The following is a 17,580-nucleotide window of genomic DNA, read 5'->3' as shown; positions in this document are numbered from 1 at the left end:
GATAAAGTTATGACAAAAAAGAATTGGATCGCCTGTGCCATCGTGGCATTGATGTTTGGCGGCATGGGCGCTTACGTCGGTTTGAGCAAGGAAAAAGCGAAAGAAGCGGAGAAAGAAGCGGGTCCGCTGACGACCGCCATCGCGCCAGGCGCGACGGGTCCCGTCAACGAACTGTATGCGCTGTCCCTGCCGGATGCGGCGGGCGCCACGCAAGCGTTGTCGCAGTGGAAAGGCAAGAATTTGCTGGTCAATTTCTGGGCACCGTGGTGCCCGCCGTGCGTGGAAGAAATGCCGGAGTTATCCGAAGTGCAAGGCCACTACGGGGCGAAAAACCTGCAGGTGATCGGTATCGGCATCGATTCGGCCAGCAATATTGCCACTTTTGCCAGCAAGGTCAAGATCGCCTATCCCGTGTATGTGTCCGGCATGAGCGGCACCGACCTGTCGCGCCATTTTGGCAATGCCACGGGCGGTTTGCCCTTTACGGTGCTGATCGGCGCCGATGGCGAAGTCAAAAAGACCTATCTGGGCCGCTTGAAATTTGATCAGTTGCGCGCCGATCTGGATAAATTGTAAATTCGGAGCGTGCTTTTTTCTCTTGCCAATGCGTATCTTTGGCGGCAAAATGCGGAACTTTCGCTAAAACGGTCTTCCATACATGGCAAAAAACCTCCTTCTGCTCAACGGTCCCAACCTGAATTTGCTGGGAACGCGCGAGCCTGAGGTCTACGGCGCCAGCACCTTGGCCGATATCGAGCAGGCAGCAATGGCGCAAGCCATGGCGGCCGGTGCCGACCTGGTTTGCTTTCAAAGCAACCATGAAGGCGCGCTGATCGACCGCATCCATGCCGCGCGAGCGGAAGGGATCGATGCCATCGTCATCAATCCGGGCGGCCTGACCCATACCAGCGTTGCTTTGCGCGATGCGCTGGCCGGGGTCGCCATCCCGTTCGTGGAAGTCCATATCTCGAATATTTATCAACGCGAAACGTTTCGACATCACTCATTTCTCAGCGCGATCGCGCAGGGGACGATCTGCGGCCTGGGTATCGATGGATATCGGTTTGCCATCGACTTTGCGCTTAAAAAACGTTAATCTACGCGATCTGCACGCATTTAGCGCGGCGATAGGTTCTTGGACATCACCGCATCACTCATAAAACAAACTACATTCCTAGGGGTTTTACATGGATCTACGAAAACTCAAGACCTTGATCGACCTGGTCGCCGAATCGGATATCGCAGAGCTGGAAGTTACCGAAGGCGAAAGCAAGGTTCGCATCGTCAAATCGTCGGCCATGCCGCAAAACCAGATGGTCATGATGCAGCCGCAAGGCATGCAAGCCCAATACCAGCCAGCCGCGCCAGCCGCAGCACCAGCGGCGGCTGCCGTCGTGGTCGCCGCCGAGCCAACGGGCTATGTGGTCAAGTCGCCGATGGTCGGTACCTTCTACCGTTCCTCCGCTCCTGGCAGCGCCGCCTATGTTGAAGTGGGCTCGACCGTCAAGGAAGGTGATACCCTGTGCATCATCGAAGCGATGAAGCTCCTGAATGAAATCGACTCCGATAAAGCCGGTGTCGTGACCCAGATCCTGGTCGAAAACGGCCAACCGGTCGAATTCGGTCAACCCTTGTTTGTGATCGGCTAAAACCCAGTCCACACGGCCGGCAACGGCCGTTTGCAGTTTTAGCCCCTCACACTTGTTGTTTCGCCGGCTCGCCGGCTCTCACAGACATACGCGAACCTACCATGTTTGAAAAAATCCTGATTGCCAACCGTGGTGAAATTGCCCTCCGTATTCAGCGCGCCTGCCGCGAAATGGGCATTAAAACGGTTGTAGTCCACTCCGAAGCCGACAAGGACGCGAAATACGTCAAGCTGGCCGACGAATCCGTTTGTATCGGCCCGGCACAGTCGTCCCTGAGCTACCTGAACATGCCCGCCATCATCAGCGCTGCTGAAGTGACGGATGCGCAAGCGATTCACCCAGGCTATGGCTTCCTGTCGGAAAATGCCGACTTTGCCGAACGCGTCGAGAAATCGGGCTTCGTCTTCATCGGCCCCCGCTCCGAATCGATCCGTTTGATGGGCGACAAAGTGTCGGCCAAGCAAACCATGATCAAGGCTGGCGTACCGTGCGTCCCCGGCTCGGAAGGCGCGTTGCCGGACGATCCGAAAGCGATCGTGCAAATTGCCCGCAAGATCGGCTACCCGGTCATCATCAAGGCTGCCGGTGGCGGTGGCGGACGCGGCATGCGCGTGGTGCACACGGAAGCGGCCCTGATCAACGCCGTGGCGATGACCAAGACGGAAGCCGGCACGGCCTTCGGCAACCCTGAAGTGTATATGGAGAAGTACCTGGAAAATCCGCGCCACGTGGAAATCCAGATCCTCGCCGACGAACACAAGAACGCCGTCTGGCTGGGCGAGCGCGACTGCTCCATGCAGCGCCGCCACCAGAAAGTGATCGAAGAAGCACCAGCGCCGGGCATCCCGCGCAAACTGATCGAGAAAATCGGCGACCGTTGCGCCGAAGCTTGCCGCAAGATCGGCTACCGCGGCGCCGGCACGTTTGAATTCCTGTACGAAAACGGCGAGTTCTATTTCATTGAAATGAATACCCGCGTGCAAGTGGAACATCCGGTTACCGAGATGATCACCGGCATCGACATCGTGCAAGAACAGATCCGCATCGCGGCCGGCGAAAAACTGCGTTTCCGCCAGCGCGACGTCCTGCTGTCGGGCCACGCCATCGAGTGCCGCATCAACGCCGAAGATCCCTTCAAGTTCACGCCATCGCCAGGCAAGATCGTGTCGTGGCATGCGCCGGGCGGCCCTGGCATCCGCGTCGACTCGCATGCCTACGCCGGCTACTACGTGCCGCCGCACTACGACTCGATGATCGGCAAAGTGATCGCTTACGGCGCCACGCGCGAACAGGCAATCCGCCGCATGCAGATCGCCCTGTCCGAAATGGTGGTCGAAGGCATCAACACGAACATCGCCCTGCACCGCGAACTGATGATCGACGCGCGCTTTATCGAAGGCGGCACCAACATTCACTATCTGGAACAGAAACTGGCCGACATGCCGGACCTGGGCAAGAACCTGAATGGCGGCAGCCCCAGCATCGCCAAGAAGTCCGAAATCAAGGCGGGCGCATGAGCTGGACGGAAATCGTCATCGAAATCGCCCGTGACAACGCCGAGGCCATGTCCGACGCGTTGATGGAAGCGGGCGCCCTGTCGGTCTCGGTGGAAGACGCCGATGAAGGCACGGATGCCGAGCAGCCGCTGTTTGGCGAGCCGGGCATGGAACCGAAGGAAGCGGCGTGGGAACGCAGCCGCGTGGTGGCGCTGACGGACGTCGACGCCGACCAGGCCGCCATCGTGGCCGCTGCGGCCCAGGCGGTCGGCATGGCGGAAGTTCCCGCCTTTGCCATGCGCCCCGTGGAAGAGCAGGACTGGGTGCGCCTGACCCAGTCGCAATTCGCTCCGATTCACATCGGCAAGAATATCTGGGTCGTGCCCAGCTGGCACGAGGCACCGGATCCTGACGGCCTGATCCTGGAACTGGATCCGGGCCTGGCCTTCGGTACGGGCAGCCACCCGACCACGCGTTTGTGCATGGAATGGCTGGAAGCCAATCCGGCCCCTGGCAAGACCGTGCTCGACTACGGTTGCGGTTCCGGCATCCTGGCCATGGTGGCCAAGAAACTCGGTGCGCAAACGGTGGCCGGCGTCGACATCGACCCGCAAGCGATCGAATCGGCGCGCGACAATGCCGAACGCAACCAGTGCGAGATCGAATATTTCTTGCCAGACACGTTTGCCACTTCGGCACACGCCACGGCTAAGTTTGACATCGTCGTCGCCAACATCCTGTCGAGCCCATTGAAGCTGATGGCGCCGATGCTGTCGGGCCGTGTCGCCGATGGCGGCGCGCTGATCCTGTCCGGCGTGCTGGCACGCCAGGCGGAAGAAGTGGCCGCTGCCTACGCACCATTCATCCAGCTGGGTGTGTGGGCCGAGCAAGATGGCTGGGTGGCTCTGCATGGCCGCCTGGGCAGCACGCAAGCACCTGCGCCCCGCGCGGAAGGTGCATAAGCACAGCAATGGCCCTCGCCACCAAATGCCCCCATTGCAACACGATATTTCGGGTCGCTGCTGACCAATTGAAGTTACGTGGGGGCATCGTGCGCTGTGGCACGTGCAGGGAAGTGTTTGACGGCAATGCCGCGCTGATCGATCCAGCCGCGGCATCGCCGTTTTTAACGTCCGGCCCCGGCACTGCCGCTCCCCTGCCAACCAGTTATCCGGCCGACAACAGCCTGCCGTCCGCCACGGACGACGAACCCATTTATTCCCTCGACTTCGACACCTCGTTCGACCCGTTCGGCATCCTGCCGGAAACGGCGCAGCTCAAGGACAACGAAGACGATGGCGAGCACATCGAGCTGGACCTCGACGTGGCACTGCCTGACGAGGCGCTGGCCGACACGCCTGCCGCCGCACCGCTCGACCTGCCTGAATCTGCTGCAACACCGGCAGAGCTGCCCGAACCACCATTGCCCCAGCCGATGGCGCCCTTCAAGCGCCGCCAGATCGATGACGCGCCCGCCTTCGCCACGTATTTGCGCGATAGCCGTCGCGAACCGAACCTGGAAACGGTGGCAGCCCCGGCCGCTCCGGCATTGCCTGCCGCTGAAAAAGTCAGTCTGGACAAGCCCGCGCGCCGGGAACCCACGCTGGCCGACCATTCCTTCACGCCATTGCCCGCCGCCGCCGTCGCGCCGGATGCCGCCGAAGAGCAGGAAGAACCCATCCTGCCGCCGGCCGACGACGAGCCGGCCTTTGTGACCTTGGGCCGGCGCCGCGAACAGAGCGGCAAGGCCATGCGCGTGGCCATGGCCATCGGCTCGGTTGTACTGCTGCTTTTACTATTCCTGCAAGTGATGACCACCTTCCGCAATCCGCTGGCGGCGCAATTTCCGCAGTGGAAGCCGACCCTGGTCGCGCTGTGCAAGCTCAGTGGCTGCCAGGTCGACTTGCCGGCGCAGATCGAGGCGCTGGCCATCGAGCAAGGCGAGTTGCAGACCTTGAAGGAACAGACCTTTTCCTACGTCTCGCTGCTGCGCAACCAGAGCCGCAGCGTGCAAGCCTGGCCCAGCATCGAACTGATACTCAACGACGCCAATGACAAGCCGGTCTTGCGCCGCGTGATCGCGCCGCGCGACTACCTGCCGGCCTCGATCGACGTAAGCACGGGGTTTGCGCCGCGCTCGGAACAAACCATCAAACTGTATTTCGCATTAGACCAGCTCACGGCGTCTGGCTACCATATCGCCATCTTTTATCCTTAACAGACACTATCATGACCAAAACATCGCTGATCTGCGGCTCGCTTGCCACCGACACCATCATGCAATTCCCCGGCCGCTTCGGCGAATCCCTGCTGGCCGACCAGTTGCACAAAGTAAACGTGTCCTTCCTCGTGCCAACCATGCGCACGGAGTTCGGCGGCTGCTCGGGCAACATCGCCTACAGCCTGAAAATGCTGGGCGGCGACCCGCGCATCGTCGGCGTCATGGGGCAAGATAGCGCCGCCTATCTGGAACGCCTGCAAAAGCTGGGCATTTCCACCGCCAACATCCTCATCAAGGCCGACAGCTACAACGCGCAGTGCTTCGTCACGGCCGATGCGGACAATAACCAGATCAATGCCTTCCACCCGGGCGCCATGTCGTTTGCGCATGAAAACCCGATCGCCAATGCGGGCCCGGCCAAGGTGGCCATCATTTCGCCGGATGGCGACCAGGGCATGCTCAAGCATGCCGCCGACCTGGCCGGGCTGGGCATCCCCTTCATGTTCGACCCGGGTCAACAGTTGCCACGCTTCAATGGCGAACAGTTGATCGATTTCATCAACAAAGCCACGTATGTATCGGCCAACGATTATGAGATGGAAATGTTGATGGAACGCACGGGATTGACCCTGCCGGACATCGCCAGCCGCCTGGAAGCGCTGATCGTCACGCGTGGCGAAAAAGGGTCGGAAATCTATACGGACGGCAAGCGCATCGACATTCCTGTCGTGACCGCCAAAGAAGTGCTGGACCCGACCGGCTGCGGCGACGCCTACCGTGCCGGCTTGCTGTTCGGTATCACCAACGACCTGGGCTGGGAAACCAGCGGCCGTCTGGCCAGCCTGCTGGGCGCCATCAAGATCGCCACCCAGGGCGCGCAAAACCACGTGTTTACGCCAGAAAGCATCGCCGACCAGTTCGAAGCGGCGTTCGGTTACCGCTATTAGTATGTAGTCCGGTCGGCTTGCGCCCAAGCGCCAGGCCGACCTTCTCGCATTACCTCACCACAATAATCATCCCCACCAGCACCTGCGCGATCTGCAGCAGGATCAAAGCCACCAGCAGCGACAGATCCAGGCTGCCGACCAGCGGCACGACCTTGCGTATCGGACGCAGCAGGGGCTCATTCAAGGCCCGTACAAACGGCGCCAGCGGCGCATGCGGGTTGACCCAGCTGAAGATGGCTTCGATGATCAGCAAGGCCATGAAACCGTAGAGTATCCATTGCAGGAAGCGTTGCAGCGACTTGAGCAGCACCACTTCGACAGGATAGCCGGAAATAAACAGCACCGAGCTGGCCAGCAGCACGATCAGGAAGGCGCCGATCAGGCTGGCCCAGTCATACCCGCCCACGCCCGGCACCACGCGGCGCAGGGGGCGCACCAGCCAGTCGGACAATTGAAACGTGAATTGCGCCACCGACGAAGGCGGCCGCACGCGCACCGCCTGCATCCAGAAGCGCAGCAGCAACACGCCGCCCAGCAAGGTGGCGATGGTATCAACGATCAATGTAAGGATAACGATCAGCACGACTAATTCTCCAAAAAAAAACCGCTGTGTGATTGAGTCACACAGCGGCGTGTTGCCTCATCCAGGCACCCGTATCGTTGGAATTACGATGGGCGGGTGCTGGTTGGGAATGGCCAGGCTGCAGCCGGAGCCAACACGGTTTTTGCTACAGGTGCGATAGGTGCCGATGGCTTGGCGACAGGAGCTGCCTTCTTCGGTGCGGCCTTTTTAGGCGCGGCCTTCTTGGCGGCTGGCTTGGCTGCCACGGCGGCTGGTGCCGCTGGGGCTGCTGCCGGCGCTGCTGCCGGCGCGGCTGCCACGACTGGCGCTGCGGCTGGCTTGGCGGCTGGCTTGGCGGCAGGTTTCGCTGCCGGCTTCGCTGCTACCTTGGCGGCTGGCTTGGCTGCAACTTTTGCTGCTGGCTTCGCTGCTACCTTGGCCGCTGGCTTCGCTGCAGGTTTTGCTGCAACCTTGGCCGCAGGTTTCGCTGCTGCTTTGGCTGCCGGCTTGGCTGCGACTTTCGCTGCTGGCTTGGCGGCAACTTTCGCTGCCGGCTTCGCTGCTACCTTGGCCGCTGGCTTGGCTGCAGCTTTTGCTGCTGGCTTCGCTGCTACCTTGGCCGCTGGCTTGGCTGCAGCTTTCGCTGCTGGCTTCGCTGCCGGTTTGGCTGCTGCTTTTGCCGCTGGCTTGGCTACCGCTTTTGCCGCTGGCTTCGCTGCAGCTTTTGCTGCTGGCTTGGCTGCTGCTTTGGCGGCCGGCTTCGCTGCTGCCTTGGCGACGACTTTTTTCGCTGCTGGCTTGGCTGCCGCTTTGGCGGCCGGTTTCGCTGCTGCCTTGGCTGCAGGTTTCGCTGCGGCTTTTTTCACTGCTGGCTTGGCTGCAGCTTTTGCTGCTGGCTTGGCGGCTGCCTTGGCGACGACTTTTTTCGCTGCTGGCTTGGCTGCTGCTTTGGCGGCCGGCTTCGCTGCTGCCTTGGCTGCTGGCTTCGCTGCAGCTTTTTTCACTGCTGGCTTGGCTGCTGCCTTGGCCGCTGGTTTTGCAGCGGCTTTTGCTGCTGGCTTGGCGGCCGGTTTGGCTGCGGCTTTTTTCGCTACAGGCTTGGCTGCTGCCTTGGCTGCAGGTTTCGCTGCCGGTTTTGCTGCTGCCTTGGCCGCTGGTTTCGCTGCGGCTTTCGCTACTGGCTTGGCAGCCACTTTTGCTGCAGGCTTGGCTGCGGCTTTGGCGGCTGGTTTTGCGGCTGGTTTCGCTGCGGCTTTGGCAGCTGGTTTAGCGGCAACCGTCTTTGCTGCGGCTGCCGGCTTCTTCGCGGCAGGAGCAGCCTTGGCGGCTGGTTTCTTTACTTCTGATTTCTTAGCGGCTGTTGCCATTTGTCTCTCCTTCATCTGAGATGAGAAATTTAAGCTACAAGATTTAAACCCGTCCGACCCACCACAGGGATAGGCCAGGCGAATTATTCATCGGCACAAACGGTCGTTTGCGCTAATGAATTCGGCACCAGCTGAACTGCTGCAACTCCTCACGTTTGCAGCACTTCAGCCATCGTCGGTGCCACCCTGCTTTATCTCGCAGCTGGTGGCAAAGTCTGAATTCGGTCATTCGTTTTCGATGCCGTGCGTTTTTTCGCTCCTCGCATCGCGCTCGCTACAACACCGATGCGTCAAATAAAAAACCGCCATGCCTGAAAAAATTCGGGCACGGCGGCAGACGAAAACGGTGTGGTTTTGTGCATATCCGTGTAAATCTGTATCCCTGTTTTGCGAGGTTTTTTCGCTACCGCGCTGGTTAAAAAACCCCGCATTCTAACGCTCGCATTTGCAATCTCATAAAGTACACGAAAACCTTGTCAATGCGCAACCGGCACGACACGTTTTCGCCCGCTTTTTTGCACGTTACGCGTGCTATCGCACAATCGCGTGCCAAATGCCGCCGCCAGCGTGTCCGGAAACGATATTTACTAGCTGTCTCGCGCGCATTGGCGCCGTCAAAAAAATGCGTCGCGGCGCGCGTCATGTGGCGAAAAAATGGCCGGACTTTTCTGTGCCGCCGCATGCGATGCACATGCGCCGCCGCGCCGCTGCGCGCCACGAAAAAGCGGCTAACAAAAAGCGGCATGCGATGCCGCAGCCTGTCTCCAGAACGATGGCGGCAAGCTGGATAAAAACAGGCCAGGCTAGCGCGCGTCACCGGAAGACGCGAGCCGGGAGAGGGCCAGCGCAGTATCGATGAAGGCGCGCAGTTTGGGCTGGCTCTGGGTACGGGCAGGAAAATACAGGAACAATCCACTCGTCGGCGGCACGTAGTTTTCAAGCACCCGCAGCAAGCTGCCGCTTGCCAGGTCACCTTCGATTTCCACATCCGGCATATACGCCAGGCCCAGACCCGAGCGGGCGAAATCGGCGATCAGCGTGGTGTCGTTGACGACCAGGGGCGCGCCGGTTTCCACCAGAAATTCCTCGCCATCGCGCACGAAGCGCCAGCGGTGCAAGGCGCCGGAAGTGTGGAAGCGGTAGGCCAGCGTGTCGTGGCGCACCAGGTCTTCCGGGATCAGCGGCTGCCCTTTCCGCTCGAAGTAGCCGGGCGCGCCAACCACGGACCAGCGCAAGTCCCCCGTCAGGCGCACCGCCACCATCTCCTGCTCCACGGACTGTCCCAGGCGGATGCCGGCGTCGTAACCGTGCGCCAGCAGATCGACCGCGCCATCGTCGAGCGACAGGTCGATGGTCACGTCAGGATAGCTGCTGCGAAAACGCGGTATCAATGCGCGCATGACCAGCGCGCCCAGCGCGCGCGGTACCGTCAGCCGCAGATGGCCGGCGGGCCGGTCGCGAAACATGGTCAGCGCGGCGAAGGCGTCATCGATCTGCCGGGTAGCGCCGGCCAGGCTGGCGTACAGGCCCGCGCCGGCTTCGGTGAAGGCGACATTGCGCGTATTGCGCTTGAAGAGCAGCACGCCATGCTGGCGCTCCATCACCTTGACCGCCTTGCTGACGGCCGTCACCGTCACGCCAAGCTGCAGTGCCGCGGCGCTGAAACTTTTGCGCTCGGCGACAGCGAGAAAGGTACGGATACCATCGAGAGAGTTATTTTTCATGCGTGCTCACGCAGTCAATAATGAACCTGAAGTTTAAAGCCTATCGCCGTTGCCATACTATTTCTCTGCAATTGAACGCCATATGATGCTCGCTCCCTACCTCTCCCCCAAAGGAAGCACCATGTCTCTCCTCATGCCGGCAATCGTCGGCGACTACTTTACCGCCGAAAACCATCACGATAGCGACGCCGTGGCGCAGTGCTTCGCAGCCGATGGCGTCGTGCATGACGACGGCCATGCGCACGCGGGCCATGCCGCCATCAAGGCCTGGAAGGAAGCTGGCAGCAAGCAGTACGGCGCCACCATCAGCCCCACCTCGGCCGACACCCCGGGCGCGCGCTGCGTGGTCACCAGCAGCGTCAGTGGCAATTTCCCCGGCAGCCCGCTGGAGCTGCGCTTTGCCTTCACGCTCGCCAGCAACCGCATCCAGACCCTGGAGATCAGCGCATGAATACCGATTTCAAGGACAAGCGCGTGCTGATCACGGGCGGCACCAAGGGCATGGGCGCGGCGACGCTGAAACTGATGCTCGAGCGCGGCGCGCGCGTGGCGACCACGGCGCGCGCCGCCAGCGGCAGCTTGCCGGCCGGCGTGCATTTCATCGCGGCCGACCTGCGTACCCGCGCGGGAACCGACACGCTGATCCGGGAAGCGCTGGCCAGCCTGGGCGGGGTCGATATCCTGATCAATAACGTGGGCGGTTCGACGGCCGCGGGCGGCGGCGCACTGGCCCTGGACGACGATGCCTGGCAAGACGCGCTCAATGGCAACCTGCTTGCCGCCGTGCGCCTCGACCGCGCCCTGCTGCCGGCGATGGTGGCACGCCAATACGGGGTGATCATCCACATCTCGTCGATCCAGCGCAGCCTGCCGCTGTACGAGTCGACGCTGGCGTATGCTGCCGCCAAAGCTGCGCTGAGCAACTACAGCAAGGGATTGTCGAAGGAATTCGGCCCGCAGGGCATCCGCATCAATACCGTCTCGCCAGGCTTCATCGAAACCACGGCGGCCCACGCGATGATACGGCGCTGGGCCGGCCACGCCGGCACCACCGAAGATGCGGCCCGCCAGAAGCTGATGCAGACGCTGGGCGGCATTCCCATCGGCCGCCCGGGCAAGCCGGAAGAAGTGGCCGAACTGGTTGCCTTTCTGGCCTCGGACCGCGCCGCGTCGATCCACGGCGCCGAGTATGTGATCGACGGCGGCACCATCCCGACCGTCTAAGCCCGCTGCAACAAGCGCTCCACATGGCAAAAGGCCCCGCATCCGCGAGGCCTTTGTGACATGACTGGTAACGCTATCGGCTGGTTTATTCCCAGTTCAGCGCGCCGCCGGTCTGGTATTCCGTCACGCGCGTCTCGAAGAAGTTGCGTTCCTTCTTCATGTCGATCATCTCGCTCATCCACGGGAATGGATTTTCCTCCTGGGCGAACAGCGGCTCGATGCCGATCTGCTGCGCGCGGCGATTGGCGATGAAGCGCAGATAGCCCTTGAACATCGGCGCATTCAGACCCAGCACGCCGCGCGGCATGGTGTCTTCCGCGTACGCGTATTCCAGTTCCACGGCCTTCATGAACAGGTCCTTGATCTCTTCGCGGAAGGCGGCCGTCCACAGCTGCGGGTTTTCCATCTTGATCGTGTTGATCAAGTCGATGCCAAAGTTGCAATGCATCGATTCATCGCGCAGGATGTACTGGTACTGCTCGGCAGCACCCATCATCTTGTTCTGGCGGCCCAGCGCCAGGATCTGCGTGAAGCCGACGTAGAAGAACAGGCCTTCCATCAGGCAGGCAAACACGATCAGGGACTTCAGCAGCTTCTGGTCGTTTTCCACCGTACCGGTGACAAACGCCGGGTCGGTCAGGGTGTTGATGAACGGGATCAGGAATTCATCCTTGTCGCGGATCGACTTGACTTCGTTGTAGGCGTTGAAGATCTCGCCTTCGTCCAGCCCCAGCGATTCGACGATGTACTGGTAGGCGTGCGTATGGATCGCTTCCTCGAACGCCTGGCGCAGCAGGTACTGGCGGCATTCCGGCGCCGTGATGTGGCGGTAGGTGCCCAGCACGATGTTGTTGGCGGCCAGCGAGTCGGCGGTAACAAAGAAGCCCAGGTTGCGCTTGACCAGGCGGCGCTCGTCGTCCGTCAGGCCGTTCGGGTTTTTCCACAGCTCGATATCGCGCTGCATGTTGACTTCCTGCGGCATCCAGTGGTTGGCGCAGCCGGCCAGGTATTTGTCCCACGCCCACTTGTACTTGAACGGCACCAGCTGGTTGACGTCCGTCTTGCCGTTGATGATGCGCTTGTCGTCGGCATTCACGCGGCGCGCCACTTGCTCGGCGTTCGCTTCGGACGGCTCGGCACCTGCCGGCAGGTTCAATTCGGTATTTCCCAGTGGCGCTTGCTGCGCCGGACGCGGCACAGCTGCCGACGTGGTTTCATCATCCCAAGACAACGACATATTCTTCTTCCTTTCCATGCCGGCGAGCCGGCGATCCGCAACAGGCCCGTTGTATCGGACAATGCGGACATTGACAACATTGAATCAGCCCGGCCGTGCCGGGCTGACAACTAAAATCTTACTGGCAGGCTTCGCATTCCTCAAAGCCATCGTCACCCGGACGCAGGTAGCAGGCTTCGCCATCGGCGTCGTCCGCTGCCGCTGCCACTACCGGCGCCACGGCCACTGCTGCTGCCGCCACGACGGCTGCCTGGGCGCTGGTTTGTGCACTTTGGGCGCTGGCCGACATGCCGCCGTCGACTGCCACGGCGTTCAGGGCGCCCGTCTTGGAGGTCGATTTCTCCATGTGGGTAGCGGCGATGGTACGCAGGTAATAAGTGGTTTTCAGGCCACGCAGCCATGCCAGCTTGTAGGTCTCGTCCAGTTTCTTGCCCGATGCGCCAGCCATGTAGATGTTCAGCGACTGGGCCTGGTCGATCCACTTCTGGCGACGCGAAGCCGCTTCCACCAGCCAGCTTGGCGACACTTCAAAGGCCGTGGCGTAGATATCGCGCAGGTCTTGCGGGATGCGGTCGATCTTCACCAGCGAGCCGTCGAAGTACTTCAGGTCGGAGATCATGACTTCATCCCACAGGTCGCGCGCCTTCAGGTCGCGCACCAGGTAGCCGTTGATTTCGGTGAATTCGCCCGACAGGTTCGATTTCACGTACAGGTTCTGGAACGTCGGCTCAATACAGGCCGAGACGCCGATGATGTTCGAAATCGTCGCCGTCGGGGCGATCGCCACGCAGTTCGAGTTGCGCATGCCGAACTTGGCGATGCGTTCGCGCACCGGAGTCCAGTCCATGGCCGACGAGGAATCGACTTCCAGGTAGCCGCCGCGCTCTTCTGCCAGCAGTTTCACCGAGTCTTGCGGCAGGATGCCACGGTCCCACAGCGAACCTGCATACGATTCATAGCGGCCGCGCTCTTCGGCCAGTTCCGTCGACGCCAGGTAGGCGTAGTAGCAGACGGCTTCCATCGAGGTGTCGGCAAACGACACGGCGGCGTCCGAGGCGAACGGCACGCGCATCATGTGCAGGCAGTCCTGGAAGCCCATCACGCCCATGCCGACCGGACGGTGGCGCATGTTCGAATTGCGCGCCTTGTCGACGGCGTAGTAATTGATGTCGATGACGTTGTCGAGCATGCGCATGGCGGTACGCACGGTCTTGGCCAGCTTGACGTGATCGAGCTTGCCTTCCTTCATGTGCGCCGGCATGTTCACGGAACCGAGGTTGCAGACGGCGATTTCATCGCTGCTGGTGTTCAGGGTGATTTCCGTGCACAGGTTCGAGCTGTGGACGACGCCGACGTGCGACTGCGGGCTGCGGATGTTGCAAGGGTCCTTGAACGTGATCCATGGGTGGCCCGTTTCAAACAGCATCGACAGCATCTTGCGCCACAGGTCCAGCGCGGCGATCTTCTTGAATACGCGGATTTCGCCGGCGGCGGCCTTGGCTTCGTAGCCCACGTAAGCCTGTTCGAAAGCCTTGCCGACCTTGTCGTGCAAGTCTGGCGTGTCCGACGGCGAGAACAGGGTCCATTCGCCTTTTTCCATGACGCGCTTCATGAACATGTCGGGAATCCAGTTCGCCGTGTTCATGTCGTGCGTGCGGCGGCGGTCGTCGCCCGTGTTCTTGCGCAGGTCGAGGAATTCCTCGATATCCATGTGCCAGGTTTCCAGGTAGGCGCAGACGGCGCCCTTGCGCTTGCCGCCCTGGTTGACTGCCACGGCCGTGTCATTCACCACTTTCAGGAACGGCACCACGCCTTGCGACTTGCCGTTGGTGCCCTTGATGTGGGCGCCCAGGGCGCGCACTGGCGTCCAGTCGTTACCCAGGCCGCCGGCAAACTTGGCCAGCAGCGCGTTGTCCTTGATGGCGTCGTAGATGCCTTCCAAGTCATCCGAGACGGTGCTCAGGTAGCACGACGACAGCTGCGAGCGCAGGGTGCCCGAGTTGAACAGGGTCGGCGTCGAGCTCATGAAGTCGAACGAGGACAGCAGGCTGTAGAACTCGATGGCGCGCGCTTCGCGGTCCGCCTCGTTCAGCGCCAGGCCCATGGCCACGCGCATGTAGAACGCCTGCGGCATTTCGATGCGCACGTCCTGGATGTGCAGGAAGTAGCGGTCATACAGGGTTTGCAGGCCGATGTAGCCGAATTGCAAGTCGCGGTCGGCCACGATGGCTTTCGCCAGGCGTTCCAGGTCGAAGCTGGCGAGTACCGGGTTCAGCAGCTCGGCGGCGATGCCCTTGGCGATGTATTGCGGGAAATACGTCAGGTATTCGGCGGCAGCGGCCGCTTGCGGCACTTCCTTGCCGAACACTTCCTTGCGCACCGTGTGCAGCAGGATGCGGGCCGTGACCTGGCTGTAGGCCGGGTCTTTTTCCATCAGCGCGCGCGCCGCCAGAATGGCCGACTTGTGCAGCTCTTCGACGGGCACGCCGTCGTACAAGTTTTTCACTGTTTCAGCCAGGATAGCGTCGGCATCGACGTGCTTTTCCAGGCCGGCGCAGGCGGCGTTGATCAGGTCGCGCACTTCCTGCATGTCCAGCAGGCGGCGCACGCCGTTGTCGGTGACGTTCAGCTGGGGCGCGGTGACTTGCGCGGAAGCGCCTTGCGCTTCCTTCTGCAGGCGGCGCTCTTCCATGTGCTTGGCGCGGTACAGCACGTAGGCACGCGCCACGTCGTGTTCGCCCGAACGCATCAGCGACAGTTCCACCTGGTCCTGCACGTCTTCGATATGGAAGGTGCCGCCGCCCGGATGGCGGCGCACCAGCGCGGCGACGACGCCGTCGGTCAGTTGTTCCACCAGTTCGCGAATGCGTGCCGAGGCTGCGCCCTGGCCGCCGTTAACGGCCAAAAACGCCTTGGTCATGGCGATGGCGATCTTCGAAGGCTCAAATGCCACCACCGCGCCGTTGCGGCGGATGATGCGATAGTCGCCCAATGCCGCGCCCGTGCTCGCCACACTGTTGGCCGCGCCTGGCGCTGGCGATACTGGCGTTGGATGGATGGAAATATCTTGTGGTGATTGCATTGAAGCTCCCGTTGTCAGCTAAAGTCAGCCTGCAGTTTTGCTGCCGCGTGTGTTGTTGAATAGAACGCCCGATGGTCAGGGTTTCTTCAGGTATTTGTTGCTAAATAGTAAATTCATAGTGCATAAAACAGGTCAGTATCCATCTCGCCACACCGCACTGCCCGGCTGGCGCGAAACACGATCAAGGGTGATAAACCGCCAGTTCCAGTGCTTTATCAGCAATCCGGATAGCTTTGACAATAATTCTGAAAACGTCTGTGATGGCACTAGATATAGTCTTTACATCCAACTTCTGCACTAATTGTAGTACCCATCGAAGGGTGATGCAATAGTTTTCCGGCATCCGCCAGCGTAATTTTTTGTCTTTTCTTATACGATTTCGGTTGACTTTTCAGGGCATGGATGGAAAGCCCAATCCCCGCGAAGTAAGCGCTAACGCAGGCTGCCCGCGCAAGGTTTCCAGCCAGCATACTTGGTAAAAATGCCAGTCAAAAAACGGTCCCGGATCCGTCTTCCTTCCCGGCGCGATATGCTCGTGGCCGCGCACCTGGGACAGCCCGTAGCGCGCCGCCAGCGCCACCGTCAGCGCCGCCAGGACATGGTATTGCCGCCGCTGGAAAGGCACATCGTCCGCGCCTTCCATTTCGATACCGATGGAATAGCCATTGCACTGCGGACGTCCCTCGAAGGTGGACGCGCCGGCATGCCAGGCACGTTTATCAGCAGAAACATATTGCAGCAACGCACCATCGCGCCGCACAAAAAAGTGCGCCGAGACTTGCAAGCCACGCAGGTCGGCGAAAGAAGGATCGGCATTATAATCTACCCGGCCCGTAAACAAGTCCGACACATGCGGTCCGCCAAAGTGGCCGCCCGGCAAGCTGATGTTATGGATCACCAGCAAATCGACTTGCGCGCCGTCCGGTCGCGCATCGTAGTATTGGGAGTCATAGCGCAGCGCGCCATCGCACCAGCCGTCTTCATCTATCGTCCATGCGCTCATCAAATAGGGCTTCCTGTATCGTCAATTTCTGCATGCGGTAACGCAACTGGCGCACGCTCAGGCCCAGTTGGCGCGCCGCCCGCGCGCGGTGGTAGCGCGCCTGCACCAGCGCCAGCATGATCATGTCGCGCTCGGCCTGGCGCAAATACATGTCCAGCGGCAAGACGGGGGGCACGCCATACGCCGCCATGCCGGGCAGGCACAGTTGCCGTTCCGGCAAGGCCGGCGGCGCCCGCGACGGCATGCTGCCCGCCGCCGACGGCAAGGCCAGCCCCTCGAGCGCGATCACGCCGCCGTCGGCAAAGGCCAGCGCCCGCTCCAGCACGTTTTCCAGTTCGCGCACATTGCCGGGAAACGCATACGCGGCCAGGGCCGCCAGCACGGGCGGCGCCAGACTCACTGCCCGGCGCGGCGACAGGCGCGCGAGGATCACCTCACATAATACCTGCAGATCGCCGCGCCGTTCGCGCAGCGGCGGCAGTGCCAGCTCGATCACATTCAGGCGGTAGAACAGGTCCTGGCGAAACGTCCCGGCCGCCACGCCGCGCCCCAGGCCATGCTGGCTGGCGCACAGAATGCGCACATCGACTGCCTCGTCAGTACTGCCGCCCAGCTTGCGCACGCGGCGCTCCTGCAGCACGCGCAACAGTTTCACCTGCATGGACAGCGGCAGGTCGTCGACTTCGTCGAGCAGCAAGCTGCCACCGTGGGCTGCCTGGAACAAGCCCTGGCGTTCGTGCAGCGCGCCCGTATAGGCGCCCGGGCGGCAGCCGAAGAATTCCGCTTCCATCAGCGCTTCGGGAATAGCGCCACAGTTGACGGCGATAAACGGGAAGCTGGCGCGCGCGCCCTGCGCATGGATGGCGCGCGCCGCCAGTTCCTTGCCCGTGCCCGATTCGCCGCGGATGGCCACCGGCGCGCCACAGCGGGCGATGCGGCCGATCTGCGCGCGCAGCGCCTGCATGGGCAGCGAATTGCCGCTCAGTTGCGGCGCCGGCGGCATGCCGGCGGCGGTGACGGTCTGCGGACTGGGACGGGACATGGGAGCGCGCCTTTCTGCAATGGCGG

At 61.5% G+C, this 17,580-nt stretch carries 16 protein-coding genes; 10 read left to right on the top strand and 6 right to left on the bottom strand.

Annotated elements, in window-relative coordinates; translation table 11 throughout:
- Nucleotides 1-9 precede the first annotated feature (9 nt).
- The 7 genes from IGS58_RS02595 to IGS58_RS02565 all read left to right on the top strand — a co-directional run bounded on the left by IGS58_RS02595 (nucleotide 10) and on the right by IGS58_RS02565 (nucleotide 6,313).
- A complete protein-coding gene (locus IGS58_RS02595; protein WP_034780251.1) occupies nucleotides 10-576 on the top strand; it encodes a TlpA family protein disulfide reductase in 567 nt (188 codons plus the stop codon).
- A gap of 82 nt (nucleotides 577-658) precedes the next feature.
- Complete coding sequence (aroQ, locus tag IGS58_RS02590) at nucleotides 659-1,096, top strand: type II 3-dehydroquinate dehydratase (RefSeq protein ID WP_034746628.1); 438 nt, start codon at nucleotides 659-661, stop codon at nucleotides 1,094-1,096.
- Nucleotides 1,097-1,187: 91 nt separating this feature from the next.
- Nucleotides 1,188-1,649: an acetyl-CoA carboxylase biotin carboxyl carrier protein gene (gene accB, locus IGS58_RS02585; protein ID WP_034780252.1), complete on the top strand. Its 462-nt coding sequence runs from the start codon at nucleotides 1,188-1,190 to the stop codon at nucleotides 1,647-1,649.
- Between the two features lie 101 nt (nucleotides 1,650-1,750).
- On the top strand, nucleotides 1,751-3,166 hold the full coding sequence (gene accC, locus IGS58_RS02580; protein ID WP_034746622.1) for an acetyl-CoA carboxylase biotin carboxylase subunit: 1,416 nt from the start codon (nucleotides 1,751-1,753) through the stop codon (nucleotides 3,164-3,166).
- Nucleotides 3,163-4,107 carry a 50S ribosomal protein L11 methyltransferase gene (gene prmA / locus IGS58_RS02575; RefSeq protein ID WP_034780253.1) on the top strand — a complete coding sequence of 315 codons (945 nt, stop codon included), beginning with the start codon at nucleotides 3,163-3,165 and terminating at the stop codon, nucleotides 4,105-4,107. Before accC ends, prmA begins: the two co-directional genes overlap by 4 nt.
- Before the next feature lie 8 nt (nucleotides 4,108-4,115).
- Nucleotides 4,116-5,363, top strand: coding sequence for a DUF3426 domain-containing protein (locus tag IGS58_RS02570; protein WP_230520599.1), 1,248 nt, complete (start codon nucleotides 4,116-4,118; stop codon nucleotides 5,361-5,363).
- A gap of 11 nt (nucleotides 5,364-5,374) precedes the next feature.
- Nucleotides 5,375-6,313: a carbohydrate kinase family protein gene (locus tag IGS58_RS02565; RefSeq protein ID WP_070255959.1), complete on the top strand. Its 939-nt coding sequence runs from the start codon at nucleotides 5,375-5,377 to the stop codon at nucleotides 6,311-6,313.
- Between the two features lie 49 nt (nucleotides 6,314-6,362).
- Here IGS58_RS02565 and IGS58_RS02560 read toward each other — a convergent pair whose 3' ends face one another.
- Nucleotides 6,363-6,896, bottom strand: a complete 534-nt coding sequence (locus IGS58_RS02560) for a YggT family protein (RefSeq protein WP_034780256.1) — start codon at nucleotides 6,894-6,896, stop codon at nucleotides 6,363-6,365.
- Nucleotides 6,897-7,149: 253 nt separating this feature from the next.
- Between IGS58_RS02560 and IGS58_RS02555 the strand changes: the two genes are divergently transcribed.
- Entirely contained in the window at nucleotides 7,150-8,145 is a 996-nt protein-coding gene (locus IGS58_RS02555; protein WP_230520598.1) for a hypothetical protein, read from the top strand.
- A gap of 900 nt (nucleotides 8,146-9,045) precedes the next feature.
- On the opposite strand, the gene IGS58_RS02550 is transcribed toward IGS58_RS02555, so the two are convergent.
- Nucleotides 9,046-9,966, bottom strand: coding sequence for a LysR family transcriptional regulator (locus IGS58_RS02550; RefSeq protein ID WP_034780258.1), 921 nt, complete (start codon nucleotides 9,964-9,966; stop codon nucleotides 9,046-9,048).
- A 121-nt stretch (nucleotides 9,967-10,087) separates the two neighbouring features.
- Between IGS58_RS02550 and IGS58_RS02545 the strand changes: the two genes are divergently transcribed.
- Nucleotides 10,088-10,417, top strand: coding sequence for a nuclear transport factor 2 family protein (locus tag IGS58_RS02545; protein ID WP_230520597.1), 330 nt, complete (start codon nucleotides 10,088-10,090; stop codon nucleotides 10,415-10,417).
- Nucleotides 10,414-11,190, top strand: coding sequence for an SDR family oxidoreductase (locus IGS58_RS02540; protein ID WP_176385589.1), 777 nt, complete (start codon nucleotides 10,414-10,416; stop codon nucleotides 11,188-11,190). Before IGS58_RS02545 ends, IGS58_RS02540 begins: the two co-directional genes overlap by 4 nt.
- 85 nt (nucleotides 11,191-11,275) lie before the next feature.
- Here the strand turns inward: IGS58_RS02540 and IGS58_RS02535 are convergent, their stop codons facing one another.
- The 4 genes from IGS58_RS02535 to IGS58_RS02520 form a co-directional block, all read right to left on the bottom strand.
- On the bottom strand, nucleotides 11,276-12,427 hold the full coding sequence (locus IGS58_RS02535; protein ID WP_034780261.1) for a ribonucleotide-diphosphate reductase subunit beta: 1,152 nt from the start codon (nucleotides 12,425-12,427) through the stop codon (nucleotides 11,276-11,278).
- Nucleotides 12,428-12,545: 118 nt separating this feature from the next.
- Nucleotides 12,546-15,509, bottom strand: coding sequence for a ribonucleoside-diphosphate reductase subunit alpha (locus IGS58_RS02530; RefSeq protein WP_230520596.1), 2,964 nt, complete (start codon nucleotides 15,507-15,509; stop codon nucleotides 12,546-12,548).
- A gap of 391 nt (nucleotides 15,510-15,900) precedes the next feature.
- The gene (gene ampD / locus IGS58_RS02525) at nucleotides 15,901-16,512 is read right to left on the bottom strand and encodes a 1,6-anhydro-N-acetylmuramyl-L-alanine amidase AmpD (protein ID WP_034780263.1); all 612 of its coding nucleotides are present in this window, start codon (nucleotides 16,510-16,512) and stop codon (nucleotides 15,901-15,903) included.
- Nucleotides 16,490-17,554 (bottom strand): sigma 54-interacting transcriptional regulator, encoded by a 1,065-nt coding sequence (locus IGS58_RS02520; protein ID WP_230520595.1) that lies wholly within the window; start codon nucleotides 17,552-17,554, stop codon nucleotides 16,490-16,492. The genes ampD and IGS58_RS02520 overlap by 23 nt, the downstream gene beginning before the upstream one ends.
- Nucleotides 17,555-17,580 lie beyond the last annotated feature (26 nt).

Origin of the sequence: Janthinobacterium sp. EB271-G4-7A (assembly GCF_020858075.1) — a bacterium.
Classification (GTDB): Bacteria; Pseudomonadota; Gammaproteobacteria; order Burkholderiales; family Burkholderiaceae_D; genus Janthinobacterium; species Janthinobacterium lividum.
The sequence above is the reverse complement of the archived record's forward strand: the minus strand, read 5'-3'. Positions and strand labels throughout refer to the sequence as shown.